Annotated in this window: 16 protein-coding genes and 1 tRNA gene; 11 read left to right on the forward strand and 6 right to left on the reverse strand. The window is 63.5% G+C overall.

The genetic code is table 11. The annotated features are described in order from the left end of the window. Window positions 1-114 precede the first annotated feature (114 nt). Window positions 115-432: a succinoglycan biosynthesis protein exoi gene (locus tag CO671_RS31065; RefSeq protein ID WP_097609014.1), complete on the forward strand. Its 318-nt coding sequence runs from the start codon at window positions 115-117 to the stop codon at window positions 430-432. A 159-nt stretch (window positions 433-591) separates the two neighbouring features. Here the strand turns inward: CO671_RS31065 and CO671_RS31070 are convergent, their stop codons facing one another. Beyond that, a complete protein-coding gene (locus CO671_RS31070) occupies window positions 592-1,899 on the reverse strand; it encodes a hypothetical protein (RefSeq protein WP_097609002.1) in 1,308 nt (435 codons plus the stop codon). Between the two features lie 254 nt (window positions 1,900-2,153). Then, window positions 2,154-2,228, reverse strand: a tRNA-Gln gene (locus tag CO671_RS31075). A gap of 165 nt (window positions 2,229-2,393) precedes the next feature. On the opposite strand from CO671_RS31075, the gene CO671_RS31080 reads away from it, so the two are divergent. From CO671_RS31080 to CO671_RS31090, 3 genes are read left to right on the forward strand one after another with little or no spacing between them, the layout of a single operon-like run. After that, entirely contained in the window at window positions 2,394-3,302 is a 909-nt protein-coding gene (locus CO671_RS31080; RefSeq protein WP_097609015.1) for an MBL fold metallo-hydrolase, read from the forward strand. A 20-nt stretch (window positions 3,303-3,322) separates the two neighbouring features. Then, window positions 3,323-3,772 (forward strand): DCC1-like thiol-disulfide oxidoreductase family protein, encoded by a 450-nt coding sequence (locus CO671_RS31085; RefSeq protein ID WP_097609003.1) that lies wholly within the window; start codon window positions 3,323-3,325, stop codon window positions 3,770-3,772. Continuing rightward, a complete protein-coding gene (locus CO671_RS31090) occupies window positions 3,769-5,490 on the forward strand; it encodes a DUF4166 domain-containing protein (protein ID WP_097609004.1) in 1,722 nt (573 codons plus the stop codon). Before CO671_RS31085 ends, CO671_RS31090 begins: the two co-directional genes overlap by 4 nt. 595 nt (window positions 5,491-6,085) lie before the next feature. Here the strand turns inward: CO671_RS31090 and CO671_RS31095 are convergent. Continuing rightward, window positions 6,086-6,991 (reverse strand): DUF1499 domain-containing protein, encoded by a 906-nt coding sequence (locus tag CO671_RS31095; RefSeq protein ID WP_097609005.1) that lies wholly within the window; start codon window positions 6,989-6,991, stop codon window positions 6,086-6,088. Between the two features lie 341 nt (window positions 6,992-7,332). Between CO671_RS31095 and CO671_RS31100 the strand changes: the two genes are divergently transcribed. Further along, window positions 7,333-7,722 carry a hypothetical protein gene (locus CO671_RS31100; protein WP_097609006.1) on the forward strand — a complete coding sequence of 130 codons (390 nt, stop codon included), beginning with the start codon at window positions 7,333-7,335 and terminating at the stop codon, window positions 7,720-7,722. Between the two features lie 9 nt (window positions 7,723-7,731). On the opposite strand, the gene CO671_RS31105 is transcribed toward CO671_RS31100, so the two are convergent. Then, complete coding sequence (locus tag CO671_RS31105; RefSeq protein WP_097580089.1) at window positions 7,732-7,977, reverse strand: hypothetical protein; 246 nt, start codon at window positions 7,975-7,977, stop codon at window positions 7,732-7,734. Window positions 7,978-8,082: 105 nt separating this feature from the next. Here CO671_RS31105 and CO671_RS31110 point away from each other — a divergent pair, with 105 nt between their 5' ends. After that, window positions 8,083-8,274: a hypothetical protein gene (locus tag CO671_RS31110; protein WP_097609016.1), complete on the forward strand. Its 192-nt coding sequence runs from the start codon at window positions 8,083-8,085 to the stop codon at window positions 8,272-8,274. 294 nt (window positions 8,275-8,568) lie between these two features. Beyond that, window positions 8,569-8,844, forward strand: coding sequence for a hypothetical protein (locus CO671_RS31115; protein ID WP_097609007.1), 276 nt, complete (start codon window positions 8,569-8,571; stop codon window positions 8,842-8,844). Between the two features lie 64 nt (window positions 8,845-8,908). On the opposite strand, the gene ppdK is transcribed toward CO671_RS31115, so the two are convergent. Together ppdK and CO671_RS31125 are read right to left on the reverse strand one after the other, a co-directional pair. After that, window positions 8,909-11,617 (reverse strand): pyruvate, phosphate dikinase, encoded by a 2,709-nt coding sequence (ppdK, locus tag CO671_RS31120; RefSeq protein ID WP_097609008.1) that lies wholly within the window; start codon window positions 11,615-11,617, stop codon window positions 8,909-8,911. Window positions 11,618-12,296: 679 nt separating this feature from the next. Further along, a complete protein-coding gene (locus CO671_RS31125) occupies window positions 12,297-12,677 on the reverse strand; it encodes a helix-turn-helix domain-containing protein (RefSeq protein ID WP_097609009.1) in 381 nt (126 codons plus the stop codon). A 152-nt stretch (window positions 12,678-12,829) separates the two neighbouring features. Between CO671_RS31125 and CO671_RS31130 the strand changes: the two genes are divergently transcribed. From CO671_RS31130 to CO671_RS31145, 4 genes are all read left to right on the forward strand, one after another. Further along, window positions 12,830-13,246, forward strand: coding sequence for a DoxX family protein (locus CO671_RS31130; protein WP_097609010.1), 417 nt, complete (start codon window positions 12,830-12,832; stop codon window positions 13,244-13,246). Between the two features lie 2 nt (window positions 13,247-13,248). Beyond that, window positions 13,249-13,992, forward strand: a complete 744-nt coding sequence (locus CO671_RS31135; protein WP_097609011.1) for an SDR family oxidoreductase — start codon at window positions 13,249-13,251, stop codon at window positions 13,990-13,992. Between the two features lie 365 nt (window positions 13,993-14,357). Further along, on the forward strand, window positions 14,358-14,891 hold the full coding sequence (locus tag CO671_RS31140) for an AAA family ATPase (protein WP_010033138.1): 534 nt from the start codon (window positions 14,358-14,360) through the stop codon (window positions 14,889-14,891). A 126-nt stretch (window positions 14,892-15,017) separates the two neighbouring features. Beyond that, on the forward strand, window positions 15,018-15,668 hold the full coding sequence (locus CO671_RS31145) for a glutathione S-transferase family protein (RefSeq protein WP_097609013.1): 651 nt from the start codon (window positions 15,018-15,020) through the stop codon (window positions 15,666-15,668). Window positions 15,669-15,930 lie beyond the last annotated feature (262 nt).

Genomic DNA, 15,930 nt, shown 5'->3' on the forward strand with positions numbered 1-15,930 from the left:
ATTGACTCGTTTCACGGCCCACTTGCCCCTAGCAGGTGCGGATAAGCCTTTTGGATAGATATTCGTCGTGCTCTAACGCAGTTACAATCTCCGCGCGAAATGACGGAGATGGGCATGCGTCACAGTTATCGCAATCCGCAGAAGAGATTGGTGCTCCTCAAGTTTCCGGGCTTGGTGATCGGCGCGCTCACGTTTGGTGCAGCCGGCGGCATGACCATCGGCGACTTGCTAGCGTCATGGAACGCTTCTGGCGGCTCCGGACAATCGTGCAAGATCAAGGGCAATATCAGCATCGAGACCGGCGAGCGCATCTTCCACGTGCCAGGGCAGCGATACTACGCACAGACCAAGATCAGTCCACGGTATGGAGAACGTTGGTTCTGCTCGGAATTTGATGCTTGGGCGGCCGGCTGGCGCAAATCGAAAGCGTAATGCAGTAGGAATTCATAGCGTATTTCGTAAATTGCATACGTAAGCATTCTTGCAAGGCCCGGCGGAAGGCCAGCGGAAGATGCTCAGCCGCTCGCAGGCGGGAGCTGAATTCTCTGTCTCACCCGCCACTGAGAAATCCTAAGAGACACACCAATGTGGCTATGCGTCATCGCTCGCCTGAGCGTTTTCCGCTGCGACTTTGCCGGCGATCCAGGTGTTGTAAATTAGCCAATCCTCGGCCAGGAAGAATTCTCCTCCGAGCACTTCGGCTCCTTGGTCCACAAGCCGTCTTTTCATCGCGTCCTCGCCAGCGATAGCAACCTCGGCATTGGCGTAGGGAGCGTTTTCAGGCTGAGGATCCGGCTTGAATACCTCCCACTCGAACGCCCCCTTCGGATATGCGCTCTGGATTTGATCGCGTCGAGCAAGTGGGCTCTTTGAGAAACCAACCTTGATGATGTGCTTGTCTTCCATGTCCTCCGCGGTCCGACCAAGATAGGCTGCGATGTCGCCTTTCAGTCGCAGCATGTAGAGGTGCTTTGGTCCGTCGGTTTCACCGACCCAGTAAGGCCGGGATGCCGGCCTCACGGCTCGACTGGGAGCCAATGCCGACTCTAGAGTCTGGATTGTTGAGTCAACGGCATTGGCGCTGCCGTAGACGGGAACCTCGTACACGTCGAGTTCGAAAAGATTCTCCGCCTCGTCAGGGGATACGGGAACACCGTTAGCCCCGATGAGTTCGGGGTTCGAGCCATCGTAGGCCAAGGGAAAAAGCTCTTCGACAGGCCTCCAATCCTCGGGCACAATTCGCCAGGCCCGCGTCGCCTTTACTGCATAAGGCCATTTGCCCTTCCTCGCAGGGTCCAGCTCCTTTTCGCGCCATCTGTCCCCGGCGATGAACTCTTTCGCATGGCCCAGTTCATGCGACACCTCGAGCACGCCAACCACTTTGCCACGCATATTCTCTGGGCCCTTGTTTTTTGTGACATAAATGGCGACCAGCCCGCCGGGCTGGGACTTAGACACATATGCCTTTCGTCGCCATTCATCGGCAAAACCGATGCACCCCCAGCTCGCAGGGTCGAAGCCCCAGAAGGATGTCAGCCAGACGCTACGGCCTCCTGGGAGAGCGTCCCTTATCGGAGCAAGCTCATGAATTGTACTCCAATCGAACGAGAACACTTCTTGTTGTGCTGCTTCGATATCGATATTGCCCAGCGCTCCTCGTATATAAGCCATGGCATCTTCGGCAGGATGGCGACGCATTTTCTTGACGAGAATAGTAGTTAACGGCGGCAGGCCTCGATCCGATAAATAATGCAAAATCACTTCAAGATGCGGCCCGAGACCGCGACCGGTGGGATGGTTCCAGCCAACGGCCTCTCCTACCTGTTGGTAGGTTGTGCGCCTTTTCTGCATAGCCTTTCCGGCGAGGAAACGAGCTATTTCGAACTGCAACGCGTCCATCGTCAATGGCTCCCCAAGTCAGTTATGGCCATGTTTCCGTAGTTTTAACAAAGCTCGAAGGGTTGTATTTGCGCGGATTTGTATTGGCAATCCGCTATTCACGAGAATCAAGTCGCCAATTCTGTTAGCCTCGAAGTTACTGGTGGGCCAATCCGAGAGAAAGGCAGGCTTGTGGCTGGGTTATTGAACAGACATAAAGCGGCCTTCTTAAGCTAAATGCCCATCTAGCCTTTGTTTCATTACGGAAACAAGTGTGGCTGGGGCGCCTGGATTCGAACCAGGGGATGGCGGTACCAAAAACCGCTGCCTTACCGCTTGGCTACGCCCCACCAGAGCTTTCGGCGCTAAGCGCCGGCTCAAATCGACGCCTGATTAGCAAAGCTCTCCGTCTGTCACAATGACTAAGTTGCGCCTCGCGCAGATTTATGCGCTGCAGAGTGCCAAGGCCCATGCTAGGAATGGGCGACGTCATCGGCCGCGAGATCATCGCCTTCATGGAAAGCCCCGCATTCGACCTTGCTTTCGAGCCGGCCTATGGGCGCGCCGTGCCGGTGGTTTCAGGGGTCGAGCGGATCACGGCGGAAAATCCCGGGCCTTTCACCTTTTACGGCACCAACAGCTATATCGTCGGCGGCGCCTCGGTCGCTGTCATCGATCCCGGGCCGGAGGATGAGGCGCATTATCAGGCGCTGATGGCAGCGCTTGCCGGCCGCGAGGTGACGCATATCTTCGTCAGCCACACGCATCGCGACCACTCGCCGCTGGCCAGGCGGCTGCAGGCGGCAACGGGGGCGGTGACGGTGGGCCAGGGGCCGCATCGGCCGGCACGGCCGCTCAGGGATGGCGAGATCAATCCCTTTTCCGAAAGCTCGGATCTCGCCTTCGTGCCCGATATCGCGCTCAGTGACGGTCAGACCCTATCCGGCGATGGCTGGTCGCTGACATCGGTGCCGACACCGGGGCACACGGCCAATCATGCCGCCTTCGCGCTCGAGGGCCGCGATATCCTGTTCTCCGGCGATCATGTCATGGCCTGGTCGACCTCGATCGTCGCGCCGCCGGATGGGGCGATGGCCGATTACATGGCCTCGCTCGAGCGGCTAATCGCGCGCCAGGACCGCCTGCTGCTGCCCGGCCATGGCGGGGCGGTGACGGCGCCGGCGAGTTTTCTCCCGGCGCTGAAGGCGCATCGGCTGAAGCGCGAGCGGGCGGTGCTGGCCCGCATCCGGGCGGGCGACAGCACGATTGCCGAGATGGTGAAGGCGATCTACAGCGATACCGATCCGAAGCTGCATGGCGCGGCGGCCCTTTCCGTGCTCGCCCATATCGAGGATCTCCTGGAGCGCGGCGAGATCGCGGCGGATGGGCCGCCTTCGCTTGCCGCCGCCTACCGGCTGTTGTAAGCGGGAGTGGGGAGATTACCATGACGCGCACCGCTTACAGCTATCGCAACGATCCCGATGTGCCCGACTTTGCCGATGACCAGCCGCTGATCGTCTTCGATGGCGAATGCGTCTTCTGCTCCGGCTGGGTGAAATTCGCGCTGAAGCACGACAGGCAGCGGCGCTACCGCTTCCTCGCCGCCCAGACGCCGCTCGGTGAAGCACTCTACCGGCATTATGGGCTGAATGAGCGCGACTATGAAACCAATATCCTCATCGAGAATGGCCGCGCCTTCTTCAAGTCGGACGGCACTATCCGCATGGTGGCCGGCCTCGGCTTTCCCTGGTCGCTGGTCAAGGTCTTCCGGCTGCTGCCGCGCCGCCTTGCCGATGTGCTTTATGAATTCATCGCCCGCAACCGGCTGAAGATTGCCGGGCGGCAGAGCTGCATGGTGCCGACAGCGGAGCAGCGGAGCCGCTTCATCACATGAGCGGCGAGAGGCTCTCGCTGCTGATCATCGGCGGTTACGGCACTTTCGGCGGGCGGCTGGCGCGGCTGCTCGGCGATGAACCGCGGCTCAGGCTGCTGATCGCCGGGCGCTCGCTCGAAAAGGCCGATGATTTCGTGGCGGAGCTGCGCTCGCCGAGAGGTTGGGCCGGGCGCCTCGGCGGCAACGATCTCGGGGCGTGGCTGCAGGCGGTCGCCTTCGATCGTGACGGCGATCTCATCGAACAGCTGACGCGGCTGCGGCCGGATCTCGTCGTCGATGCCTCCGGGCCGTTCCAGAGTTTCGGGGAAGACCCCTATAAGGTCGTGCGCGCCTGCATCGGGCTCGACATCGATTATGCCGATCTTGCCGACAGCACCGGCTTCGTCGCCGGCATCAGCGGGCTCGATGCCGAGGCGAGGGCCAAGGGCGTTTTTGCGCTCTCCGGCCTCAGCAGCCTTCCGGCGCTCTCCTTCGCGGCGCTCGCGGCGATGGCGCCGCAGTTCTCCCGTATCGAAAGCGTGGCGGCGGGCATTGCCCCGTCGGCGCATGTGAAGATCGGCCTCAATGTCGTCAGGGCGATATCGAGCTATGCCGGCAAGCCGGTGGCGGTGCTGCGCGAGGGGCGGCCGGCCGCAGGGTCCGGGCTAATCGATGACATGCGGGTGACGATCGCGCCGCCCGGCGTGGCGCCGCTCGCCAGCCGGAAATTCCTGCTGGTCGATGCGCCCGATCTTGCGCTGCTGCCGCAGCACGTTCCCGGCCTGCAATCGACCTTCACCGGCGTCGGCACCGAGCCGCAGGCGCTGCAGCGGCTGCTTGGGCTTGCCGCCCGGCTGGTGCGCCTCCGGCTGCTGCCGTCGCTCGGGCCGTTTTCCAGGGTGCTGCAGGAAGCCAGCCACCGCTTCGCCCTCGGCGCTCATCGCGGCGGCATGTTTGTGCGCGCCGCCGGGCTCGATCGCGACGGGCGGCGGATCACATCCAGCTGGGATCTGATCGCCGAAGGCGATGACGGGCCGTTCATTCCGGTCATCGCCGTCGAGGCGCTGGTGCGCCGGCTGCTTGAAGGCATCCGGCCCCAGAGTGGCGCGCGGCCGGCGGCGGGGGAATTGTCGCTTGCGGATTTCGAAGCGGCCTTCCGGCGGTTCAAGATCACCTCGGGCATCCGGCTGGACTACGAGGAGGAGCCGCTGCCGCTCTACCGGCGCATTCTCGGCAGCGCCTGGCAGCAGCTGCCGCCCGCCCTTGCCGCGATCCATGCCGGCGGCACCCGCCTCGCCTCCGGCCGGGCACGGATCGAGCGCGGCGGCGGGCTGCTCGCCCGGCTCGTCGCCGGCGTGATCGGCTTTCCCCCGGCCGGCGAGGATGTGCCGGTCGCGGTGCGCTTTGCCGCCGATGGCGATAGTGAGATCTGGACGCGCACATTCGGGGGCAAGGCGTTCCGCAGCTGGCAGGCCGAGGGCAAGGGCAGCGACCGGCACCTGCTCGCCGAGGTCTTCGGTCCGTTCCGGGTGCTCTTGGCGCTGGTGCCGGAGGGCGACAGGCTGCGGCTTGTCGTGCGCGGCTGGCGGTTTCTCGGGGTCCCGCTGCCGCTGTTCCTGGCGCCCGGCGGCGACACTTACGAGGAGGAGCGCGATGGCCGGTTTCATTTTCACGTCGAGATCGGCGGGCGGCTGACCGGGCTGGTGGTGCGGTATTCTGGGTGGCTGGTGCTGGAGTGAGCCCTCTCCAGCCTCATCCTGAGGTGCGTAGCCCACAGGGCGAAGCCTCGAAGGACGGGGCTGGCCACTGGTGCCACCCGCCCTCGCCCTTCGAGGCCCCTGCGGGGCACCTCAGGATGAGGGCTGATCGTTGTGCGTGGCGCCTGCCAGGCTCTCTGCGGTGTGCGGCCGCCCCCCGGCGCCCGGCAGGGCAGAGGGGGCTGGCACGGCACACCCTCTCCCCAGCCTGATGGCGCGCCCTCGCTCCAGCCTCATCCTGAGGTGCGTAGCCCGCAGGGCGAAGCCTCGAAGGACGGGGCTGGCCACTGGTGCCACGCGCCCTCGTCCTTCGAGGCCCCTGCGGGGCACCTCAGGATGAGGGCTGATCGTTGTAGCGGCCCTCTCCTCCGTCATTCCTGTGACATCCCTCGGGCAAAGCCCTGAGGACACGGGAATGGAGGAGGTTAGTTGGGTGATATGCAGGAGCGTCGAAATCGAGGCACCGTTTGGGTGTCGAGCCTGCCGCACCCTATCCCGGCCCTTCGCTTGGGCTCAGGGCGTTCGCAACTGCAATCGATTCACTGGATCGATTGCTGGCGCTTTGCGCCACCGTTGCTCACCCACCCGCAAGCCCCAAGAGTTCGGCATCGAGCGCCTTCAGATAATCCCCGGCGATTGCGGCGCTGAAGCCGAGGTCGTGTTGGCCGTAGCGGGAGGCAACGCGGATGTCGACGAAGGTGGTTTCGGCCTCTTCGCGCAGGCGGATGAGGATATCGAAGCGCAGGCCGAGGATCAGCGTGCGGTTGGTCGCCTGCAGCGTCACGCCGTTGGCGCCGCGGATCAGCTTGGCGACGTCATCGTCATAGGGGCGCGGCGTCGGCACGGGAACGATGCCCGGCGCGTCGGCGACGGCCTCGTCACCGGCTGCGGGTTTTGCCGGTCTGTCCTCCGGGTCGTGATCCGGCTCTGTCGTGCCGGTGCTCCTGACGATGACAAAGCCGCTCTGCTTGGCGACCTTGCGCACCGCCTCCAGCACGCGGTCGAGCGCGCCCTCATAACGCCGGCCGGTCAGCTCGGGATAGGCGGCGATCTGCTTTTCGCGATCCTCCGGCGTCACGAGATTGCGCTTCAGCCAGATCTGATCGGCTTTCGGGGTCGAGAGCCAGTCGGGGGCTGCGACCGGATCGGTGGAGACGTCGTAGATATCGGGCAGCGTCATATACCGCTCGGCGGCAAAGGCGCCGATGCCGAGCGGAAAGGCGACGTAGATCAGCGCGGCGAGCGCGGCAAGCCCGCCTTCGGCCCCTGATACCCAGAGGCTGCGCAGGCCGATTGCGGCGAGCAGGGCGGCGAGCAGCGAAAAGCCGGCGGCGGTGATCAAGAGCAGCACGAGATAGGGGGTGGCAAGCCCGCCGAAGCGATGGGCGATCAGCACCGCCAGCGCCAGAACCAGGGAAAACGCCCCGAGCAGCCGCGAAAAGCGGGCGGCGCTGGAAACGGGACGGTCGTAACGGATGGCCATCAAACTTACCGGTTGCTCGTCAGCGCCGCGCCCTCAACCACGCAAATCGCCATATCCCTGTTTAGAGCATGATGCCGAAAAGTGTGAAGCGGTTTTCGGACGACATCATGCTCTATTTCTTTGATTTAGATCCGGATTCAGATTTTTGGCCAGCCCGGCCCAAAATCATCCGGATCTGGGCAAGATTCGGCTGAATTGAAACTGTTGTCTCGGAATACCCGATGGAATTCTCCCGACATGGCCGAGGCGATGGCCGGCCGATTCATCAGCCCTTGCTGATATGGCAAAAAAAGGTCATTCTGCCGCGGTTTCATCTCCGGTTAAAGGCAAGGAGAGGCGGGATGATTTCACCCGAGATAGCAGCAAGGCCGCAGGCGTCTGCGCTTGGCGGGATCGATCACAGCGAGCCGATGCTGCCGATGGAGCTCGTCGAGCTCGAACTTTCACTCGAAGGTTATGCCGACGGCGATGCCGGTTTCTGCGAGGCGGTGCGCCAGGCGGCGAACCGGGCGGGCGGCGAATTACTGTTCGACCTGCCGGCCGGCGGCCTGATCGCGGATTGCCGGCGCATCGCGGTGCTGCGCATTCCCGATGGCGGAAGCGAGATGCGCGTCGTGCTGGCGCTGCTCGATTATGCCGGCACCGAAATCCGCATGCAGGCGCCCGACGAGGAGACCGCCCATCTGGTGCGCTTCGCCGATGCCTTCATCGAAGTGCTGGAGCGGATCTGATCCCCTGAATCAGCGCCGCTCGGCCGCGGCCTCCGCCAGGCTGCGGAAGGGAAACTTGCGGCCGCATTCGCATTTGAGCATGAAGCTTTCCTGGTGGTTGGAAGGGCGCTGCACGCCAAAGCCGCGCGGCAGCTGATCGACCTTGAAATCCGGATGCTTGCGCTTGGGATCGTCGATCTCCGAGGCCTCGGCAAAGCCGGTGTTGCCGCATTGCGGACAGTTCAGTTTCTTCGAAAATCGATCGCGGATGGCCATGCTGGTTTCCATGCTTGAGAGGCTTCCTCATACAGAGGAATGCCGGCTGGTGAAAGTGGAACCATCTCCCGGCGGTGCCGTTCCCTTGTCGAAAAGGAGGCGATCATGCCGAACAGAGATCCGACACCCAATGCCGACCCGCCGCGCGAACCGACGCCGACACCCGGCATTCCCGACCCCACGCAGGAAAAGCCGCCGCTGACGCCGGCCGAGGATCCGGCCGATACGAAGGACCCGCCAGACCGCCCGCTCGACCCGGCCCTGCTGCCGATCGGCGATCCGGCCGGGGCGGCGTGAAGGTCTGGGGAGCGCCACCGACTCTCGCTTGTGGGGAGATGTGCGGCAGGCCTCGGCGTCGCCGACCCCCTCATCCGCCTGCCGGCACCTTCTCCCCGCTGGGGCGAAGAGATTCGCGGTGACGTCTCGATTCCCTCTTCTCCCCAGCGGGGAGAAGGTGCCCGTAGGGCGGATGAGGGGGCTGCACGGCACACCGTTCACGTCAGCAACCCTATCTCGGCGACCGCCGGATTCCGTGCCTTGACTAACCGCACCCAAATGGCATTTCCTCAGGGAAAAGCAAGGAATACCCCGATGCGCATCGCTCTCCTCATCACCATGGCCACCCTCGCCGCCGGCCTTTCCGCCTGTCAGACGATGACGCCGGAGGAGCGGCGGGCGGCGGATGAGCGGCAGTGCCTGAGCTATGGTTTTCGGCGCGGCTCCGATGGCTTTGCCACCTGCCTGCAGCGCATTGATCTCGACCGGCGGGCCGAATCGCGGGCGCAGAGTGCCGAGATGATGCAGCGCATGGCCTGGGACCTCAACGGGCCTTATATCTACCGCGATCGCTGGCGGCATCGTTATTAAACCAGGGCTGCCCGGGCGCCCGCAGGGCTGCCCCGGGCGCCCGCAGGGCTGCCAAGCGTCTCGTCTATTTCCCCCCGAGGTCTTTCAGACCTCCTGACCGGAGGTCTTTCAGACCTCCTGATATGACCGCCTGCGCCGCCGCCAATCTGGCGATCGGCACGCGGAACGGCGAGCAGGAGACATAGTCGAGGCCGATCGTCTCGCAGAAGCGGATCGAGGCGGGGTCGCCGCCATGTTCGCCGCAGATGCCGAGCTTCATGTCGTTGCGGGTGCGCCGGCCGCGTTCGGCGGCGATGCTGATCAATTCGCCGACGCCGTCGAAATCGAGCGAGATGAACGGGTCGTGCTCGATGATGCCCTTGCGCTGATAGGTGGGAATGAAGGCGGAGGCGTCATCGCGCGAGATGCCGAAGGTGGTCTGCGTCAGGTCGTTGGTGCCGAAGGAGAAGAATTCGGCGGCTTCGGCGATCACATGGGCGCGAAGGGCCGCACGCGGCAGCTCGATCATCGTGCCGACGAGATAATCGATCTTCATGCCGGCCTCGGCCATGACTTCGCCGGCGACCGCGTCGATGCGCGCCTTGACGTAATCGAGCTCGGAGCGCAGGCCGACCAGCGGCACCATGATTTCGGGCACGACGGCAGCGCCGGTCTCATGGGCTGCGGCCACCGCCGCCTCGAAGATGGCGCGCGCCTGCATTTCGGCGATCTCGGGATAGGAGATCGCCAGCCGGCAGCCGCGATGGCCGAGCATCGGGTTGAACTCGTGCAGCGCGTCGACGCGCTGGCGCAAAGCGAGTGGCTCCATACCCATGGCGAAGGCGACTTCGGCGACCTCATCATCGGTCTTCGGCAGGAATTCGTGCAGCGGCGGATCGAGCAGGCGGATCGTCACCGGCAGGCCGTGCATGACGGTGAAGAGGCCGGTGAAATCCGAGCGCTGCATCGGCAGCAGCTTGTCGAGCGCCAGCCGCCTGCCCTTCTCGTTATCGGCCAGGATCATCTCGCGCATGACATGGATGCGCTCGCCCTCGAAGAACATGTGCTCGGTGCGGCAAAGGCCGATGCCCTCGGCGCCGAAGGAGCGGGCGGCCATCGCATCGGCCGGCGTGTCGGCATTGGTGCGCACCGTCATGCGGCGGGCGCGGTCGGCCCAGCCCATGATACGGCCGAAATCGCCCGAAAGCTCCGGCTGGATCATCGGCACCTCGCCCTTCAGCACCTGGCCGGCCGAGCCGTCGATGGTGATGATATCGCCCTTCTTCAGAGTGACGCCGATGCCGAGCAGCCGCTCGTTGCGTTGATCGATGCGCATGGTGCCGGCGCCGACGACGCAAGGCGTGCCCATGCCGCGGGCGACGACCGCCGCATGGCTGGTCATGCCGCCGCGCGTGGTCAGGATGCCTTCGGCGGCATGCATGCCGTGAATATCTTCCGGGCTGGTCTCGACGCGCAGCAGGATCACCTTGCGGCCCTCGGCCTCGGCCTCGACCGCCTCTTCGGCGGTGAAGACGATGGCGCCGGTCGCCGCTCCCGGCGAGGCCGGCAGGCCGCTGCCGATCACCTGGCGGGTGACGCGCGGATCGATCGTCGGATGCAAGAGCTGGTCGAGGCTCGAGGGTTCGATGCGCAGCACCGCCTCCTCCTCGGTGATCACCCCCTCATCGACCATGTCGACCGCGATCTTCATCGCCGCCCGCGTCGAGCGCTTGCCGGCGCGGGTCTGCAGCATCCACAGCCTGCCGCGCTCGATGGTGAATTCGATGTCCTGCATGTCGCGGTAATGGACTTCGAGCTCGGAACAGATGCGGCTGAGTTCGCGGAAAGCCTCCGGCATCAGCTTTTCCATCGAGGGCTTTTCCGAGCCGGAGGAAATCCGCCCTTCCTCGGTGATGCTCTGCGGCGTGCGGATGCCGGCAACGACATCCTCGCCTTGCGCATTGACGAGGAATTCGCCGTAAAGCGCCTTTTCGCCGGTCGAAGGGTTGCGGGTGAAGGCGACGCCGGTCGCAGACGCATTGCCGAGATTGCCGAAGACCATCGCCTGGATGTTGACGGCCGTGCCCCAGCCTTCGGGAATATTGTGGAGCTGGCGGTAGGTGACGGCGCGCGCGCTCTTCCAGCTGGAAAAGACCGCGCCGACCGCGCCCCAGAGCTGGACCTCCGGATCCTGCGGGAAGTGCTGCTCCAGCTCCTCCTCGATCAGCCGCTTGTAGAGGGAGACGATGTGCTGCCATTCGGTGGCGCTGATTTCGGTATCGAATTCATGGCCGAGTCTGGCCTTCTCGTCTTCGAGGATTTCCTCGAAGGCGTCGTTGCCGAGGCCCATGACGACATCGGCATACATCTGGATGAAGCGGCGGTAGCTGTCCCAGGCAAAACGCGCGTCGCCGGCATCGTGGCCGAGCGCCTGCACCGTCTCGTCGTTGAGGCCGAGATTGAGCACGGTGTCCATCATCCCGGGCATCGAGACGCGGGCGCCGGAGCGCACCGAGAGCAGGAGCGGCTGGCTGGTGGAGCCGAAATGGCGGCCGGTGATCGCCTCGATCGCCGCTATGCCGGCGCGAATCTCGGCCTTCAGCCCGTCCTCGATATGGCCGCCATTCTTGTAATAGGTGTTGCAGGCGTGGCTGACGATCGTCAGTCCCGGCGGAACGGGAAGGCCGAGCGCGCACATTTCCGCGAGATTGGCGCCCTTGCCGCCCAGAATTTCATGGTCGCGCGCGCCGCCCTCAGCCTGTCCGTCGCCGAACCTATAGACCCACTTGGTCATCTTCCCCCCAACACCACGGAAGGATCAGCGTGATCCCTCAGCTGTCGACTGCCTCCCTCTCCTTCGTCGTCACCCAGGGCTTGTCGCTCGGATGACGAAGAGAAATTGGCCGGCATTGTCAGCAGCCTCCATGATTAGCTTAATGCCTTGGAGTTGAAATGAAAATCGACAAATGCGGCAAAAATGCTGCATCGCACAATAATTTTTGCCAGGAGCGGGCGGGCGAACCGGTGAACCGCGCCTGATGGGAACAAGGCATAAAAAAAGCTTTGCGGGACTGCAACATTGTCCCGCAAAGCCTTGTTTCCGTCCGGCCAGGAAAACCGGACGGGGGGTCCCTCAACCCGGAACGGTTCCTGGAACCGCTCCGATCCTTGTTTTCCGCAATGGCTGGAAAGCCTTTTTCACGCCCCCGTCATTGCTCAAACAGCTTCCGGGTCCTTGCCCACTACCCGGAAAGCGCATCGTAAATTCGACAATGCGCAACGTTGACCGCCTGCTTTTTTCAGCAAAGTAATCAGGTTGCGTTGAAACAACTTCTAATGCAAGTCAGCGAAAAGAGCATCACCCAAATGGGGTACGGGCCGCAAGACAGCCGACCTTTTTTGGTGTTTATCGCCGACTGCGCGAAAAATGCACGCCGATTGATCGAAGACGGGGGTTTTGGACAGGCCCGGGTTCACCGCGAGGTCGCCTTGCGGCCACGACCGCCCGGCTTGACCGGAACGCTTTTTCCATACTCGTTCCACCATGCGATGAGGGCTTCTATCGTCGGACCGAGGGCGCGCGCCTTCGGCGTGATCTCATATTCGACGCGCGGCGGCACCTCTGCAAATACGGTGCGCACGACCAGCCCATCCGCCTCCAGCTCGCGCAGTTGCGCGGTCAGCATATGTTGCGTGATACCGGGAATAGCCTTGCGCAACTCCCCGAAGCGGTAGACGCGCTCATAGAGCAGCCACATGATCTCCAGCTTCCATTTGCCCGAGAGCAGCGCGAACGCGCGGCGCAGCTCCTCGTGCATGTTGATCTCTTCCTCAGCCATAGTCAGGTTTTCCATACTAATACCAAGTAATTCATCCTACTTGCACACATCGATATAAGTCGTCATTTTCGATGCGTACAGCAGGCGCAAGATAAAAGCGTCTTGAGAAGCAACAAACATCGTCGAATGGAGAGAGGTTGCCGCGTCGCCGGCGATCACGAAAACTCATGGCCGAAATTTACATTTACTGGTTCAGCACGGCGCTTTTGAGCCTGCTGTATCTGACATCCGCCGCCATCTACATCGTCAAAAGACGTTGGGTTGAGCAGACCATCCTCGGGTTCGGATATCCCGATTACCTCGTCCCGGTCCTCATCGTCGTCAAGCTCCTCGCCGTCGCCGCTCTCCTGTCGCGCGTCAGCGTCGGGCTGAGCGACCTCGCCTATGCCGGCATGCTCTACCACCTGTTGCTGTCGGCTCTTGCCCATGTCGGCGTGCGCAAACCCGCGGCCGCCCTGCCCGCACTGGTCGGACTTACCCTGCTCGGCACTTCCTTCCTGACGCAGAACGCGGCGCGCCAAACCCTGTCGCCCTACGCCCACGCCTCGGCGGCACACCAGATAACGCTTGCTGAATGGAGATGAACATGGACCGACTTGATGGAAAAGTAGCAATCGTCGCCGGCGCCGGGCGCGGCATCGGCCGCGCCACGGCAAAGCTGCTGGCAAAGGAAGGCGCGAAAGTCGCGGTCCTGTCGCTGACGCCCGGCAACGTCAATAGCGTCGTTGCAGACATTCAGGCAGCCGGCGGCACCGCGCTCGGTGTCGTCTGCGACCTCAGCGATGCTGAGCAGATCAAGGCTGCGGTGAACAAGACCGTTTCGGCCTTTGGCGGCGTCGACATCCTTGTCAACGTCGCTTTCGATCCCGCTGCAGTGCAATCCTCCATCGTCGCTCTCTCGGTGGAGCAGTTGCAGCGCAACCTCGACATGGGACCGATCGCCTATCTCAGGATGATGCAGGCCTGCTATCCGCATCTCAAGGCCAGCGGCGCCGGCCGCGTCATCAATTTCGCCTCGCTGACGGGTGTCCTCGGAATGCCGCCCTACGGGCCCTATAATCTGGCGAAAGAGGCGGTGCGGGCTCTGACGCGATCGGCCGCGCGCGAATGGGGCGCCGACAAGATCACCGTGAACAACGTCCTGCCGGTGGCCGACACCTGGGGCGCAGGCCCGGACACCCCTCCGGCGACCAATGCGCTCGGACGGCACGGCTCCCCCGAGGAAGACGTGGCGCCGGTCGTGCTCTTCCTTGCAAGCCGGGATGGACAGTTCATCACCGGCTCAAGCCTCACACCCGACGGCGGCCTGATCATCGACAGCGCTCGATGAGGAGCCGACCCGCCGGCAGACGCTGCTCGACCATGCGCAGGACGCGCCTGCGCCCCGGTCGACACGTGACGGCCCAGAAAGCGCTCGCCTCCTGCCGATCGCTCCCTCACGCCCTCCGTCATCCCAGGCCTTCGAGCCTAGAACAGGATGATTTTAGGCCCGGTCGGCCTAAAATATGAATCCTGTTCTAAATTAAAGAGTTAGAGCATGATGTCGTCCGAAAACCGCTCACACTTTTCGGCATCATGCTCTAAGATCCACGCCACCTGACGAAGGTCTATCGGCGCTTGGCGATGCCGAGCGTTTCGCAGCGGCGGCAGCCGTGTTAGACAATCCGCGCCGATATGCTTGGAAGCGGAGCGGAAATGGGCGTCAGAAACTATCTGATCGAAGGCGTTTCCGGCGCCGGCAAGACCGCGGTGGCCGAAGAGCTGCAGCGGCGCGGTTACCATGTCGTCCACGGTGACCGGGAGCTTGCCTATCGCGGCGATCCGACGACTGGGGAAGCGGTGGACGAGCCTGCCGACGAGAGCGTGACGGACCGTAGCGCATGGGTGCACGCGCATCACCTCTGGGATGTCGGGAAGGTCAGAACCATGATCGTCGATCGGCGCAGCCTCATCTCCTTCTTCTGCGGCGGCTCACGCAATCTCCCCCGCTTCGTCGATTGGTTCGACGCGGTTTTCGAGCTCGATGTCGATCTCGACACCCTGAAGCGGCGGCTTGCCGCAAGGCCCGAAGACGAGTTCGGCGGACGACCGGCCGAACGGGCGCTGATCATGCGATTACATGCGACGAAAGAGGATGTCCCGAAGCATGCGCAGCGCATCGACGCCACGGCGCCGCTCGCCGTCGTTGTCAACGAGATCCTGTCGAAATGCGGCGAGGCGGAAGGCTGACGCGCGGCGCCGGCAGCGCGCATCGCTTGCGCCCTATGCGAAGCGGCGGCGAGGACTATCTCGAATATCGATGTCGGAATCCCGTCCGGCCGGACGTCTTCAAGACAGACAGCGATGGAGGAAGCGATGACGATTACCATTACCGCCTTCGAACGTTCGCCCGATCGCGGCCGCGGCCTGGCGCGCGACATGCGGATTCGCTGGGCGCTCGAGGAAGCGGGGCAGCCTTACGAGGTTCGCCTCGTCTCCTTCAAGGCGATGAAGGAGCCGGCGCATCTGGCGCTCCAGCCTTTCGGGCAGATCCCGACCTATGAGGAAGGCGATCTCACCCTGTTCGAGTCCGGCGCGATCGTCCTGCATATCGCCGAGCGTCACGGCGGCCTGCTGCCGGACGAAACCAATGCCCGGGCACGGGCGATTTCATGGATGTTTGCCGCGCTCAACACCGTGGAGCCGCCGGTCTTCGATCACAGCCTCGCGGGGATTCTCGAGCGTGACCAGCCCTGGTACGAGCAGCGCCTGCGCGCACTCGAGGAGAGCATCCGCAAGCGGCTGGACAGCCTTTCCGCCCGCCTCGGCGATGCCGACTGGCTCGATGGCGCCTTCAGCGCCGGCGACCTGCTGATGGTCTCGGTGCTGCTGCGGCTGAAATCATCGAACATCCTGGACGAATACCCGAACCTTACCGCCTATGTCGCCCGCGCCGAGGCACGCCCGGCCTACCAACGCGCCTTCGCCGCACAGCTGGCGGTCTTCCAGGCCGCTTCAGGTGGGTGATCAAACCCGGGCACGGTGGTTGGTCAGAGACACACCTCCGGCGACGGGCGTCAGGTGTATGCGGATAAGTGCCCCTCACCCTAACCCTCTCCCCGTTCTGACGGGGAGAGGGGACGTGCCCTACGAGACGTTGGTGAGAGACGGAGAGGTAGCGGCTTGTCTCCTTCGCCCCGTTTACGGGGAGAAGGTGGCGGCAGCCGGATGAGAATCTGTGTTGGTTGTCAAGGTGGATTTGGGGTCCAGAGTCGATCCTGAGAGAGAA

This window comes from Rhizobium sp. M10 (assembly GCF_002531955.1).
In the GTDB taxonomy this organism is placed as follows: domain Bacteria; phylum Pseudomonadota; class Alphaproteobacteria; order Rhizobiales; family Rhizobiaceae; genus Rhizobium; species Rhizobium etli_C.

What these genes read in the sequence shown, in the direction of transcription:
- CO671_RS31065 (WP_097609014.1), top strand. Translation starts at nt 115, where the DNA reads ATGCGTCACAGTTATCGCAATCCGCAGAAGAGATTGGTGCTCCTCAAG.
- CO671_RS31070 (WP_097609002.1), bottom strand. Translation starts at nt 1,899, where the DNA reads ATGGACGCGTTGCAGTTCGAAATAGCTCGTTTCCTCGCCGGAAAGGCT.
- CO671_RS31080 (WP_097609015.1), top strand. Translation starts at nt 2,394, where the DNA reads ATGGAAAGCCCCGCATTCGACCTTGCTTTCGAGCCGGCCTATGGGCGC.
- CO671_RS31085 (WP_097609003.1), top strand. Translation starts at nt 3,323, where the DNA reads ATGACGCGCACCGCTTACAGCTATCGCAACGATCCCGATGTGCCCGAC.
- CO671_RS31090 (WP_097609004.1), top strand. Translation starts at nt 3,769, where the DNA reads ATGAGCGGCGAGAGGCTCTCGCTGCTGATCATCGGCGGTTACGGCACT.
- CO671_RS31095 (WP_097609005.1), bottom strand. Translation starts at nt 6,991, where the DNA reads ATGGCCATCCGTTACGACCGTCCCGTTTCCAGCGCCGCCCGCTTTTCG.
- CO671_RS31100 (WP_097609006.1), top strand. Translation starts at nt 7,333, where the DNA reads ATGATTTCACCCGAGATAGCAGCAAGGCCGCAGGCGTCTGCGCTTGGC.
- CO671_RS31105 (WP_097580089.1), bottom strand. Translation starts at nt 7,977, where the DNA reads ATGGCCATCCGCGATCGATTTTCGAAGAAACTGAACTGTCCGCAATGC.
- CO671_RS31110 (WP_097609016.1), top strand. Translation starts at nt 8,083, where the DNA reads ATGCCGAACAGAGATCCGACACCCAATGCCGACCCGCCGCGCGAACCG.
- CO671_RS31115 (WP_097609007.1), top strand. Translation starts at nt 8,569, where the DNA reads ATGCGCATCGCTCTCCTCATCACCATGGCCACCCTCGCCGCCGGCCTT.
- ppdK (WP_097609008.1), bottom strand. Translation starts at nt 11,617, where the DNA reads ATGACCAAGTGGGTCTATAGGTTCGGCGACGGACAGGCTGAGGGCGGC.
- CO671_RS31125 (WP_097609009.1), bottom strand. Translation starts at nt 12,677, where the DNA reads ATGGAAAACCTGACTATGGCTGAGGAAGAGATCAACATGCACGAGGAG.
- CO671_RS31130 (WP_097609010.1), top strand. Translation starts at nt 12,830, where the DNA reads ATGGCCGAAATTTACATTTACTGGTTCAGCACGGCGCTTTTGAGCCTG.
- CO671_RS31135 (WP_097609011.1), top strand. Translation starts at nt 13,249, where the DNA reads ATGGACCGACTTGATGGAAAAGTAGCAATCGTCGCCGGCGCCGGGCGC.
- CO671_RS31140 (WP_010033138.1), top strand. Translation starts at nt 14,358, where the DNA reads ATGGGCGTCAGAAACTATCTGATCGAAGGCGTTTCCGGCGCCGGCAAG.
- CO671_RS31145 (WP_097609013.1), top strand. Translation starts at nt 15,018, where the DNA reads ATGACGATTACCATTACCGCCTTCGAACGTTCGCCCGATCGCGGCCGC.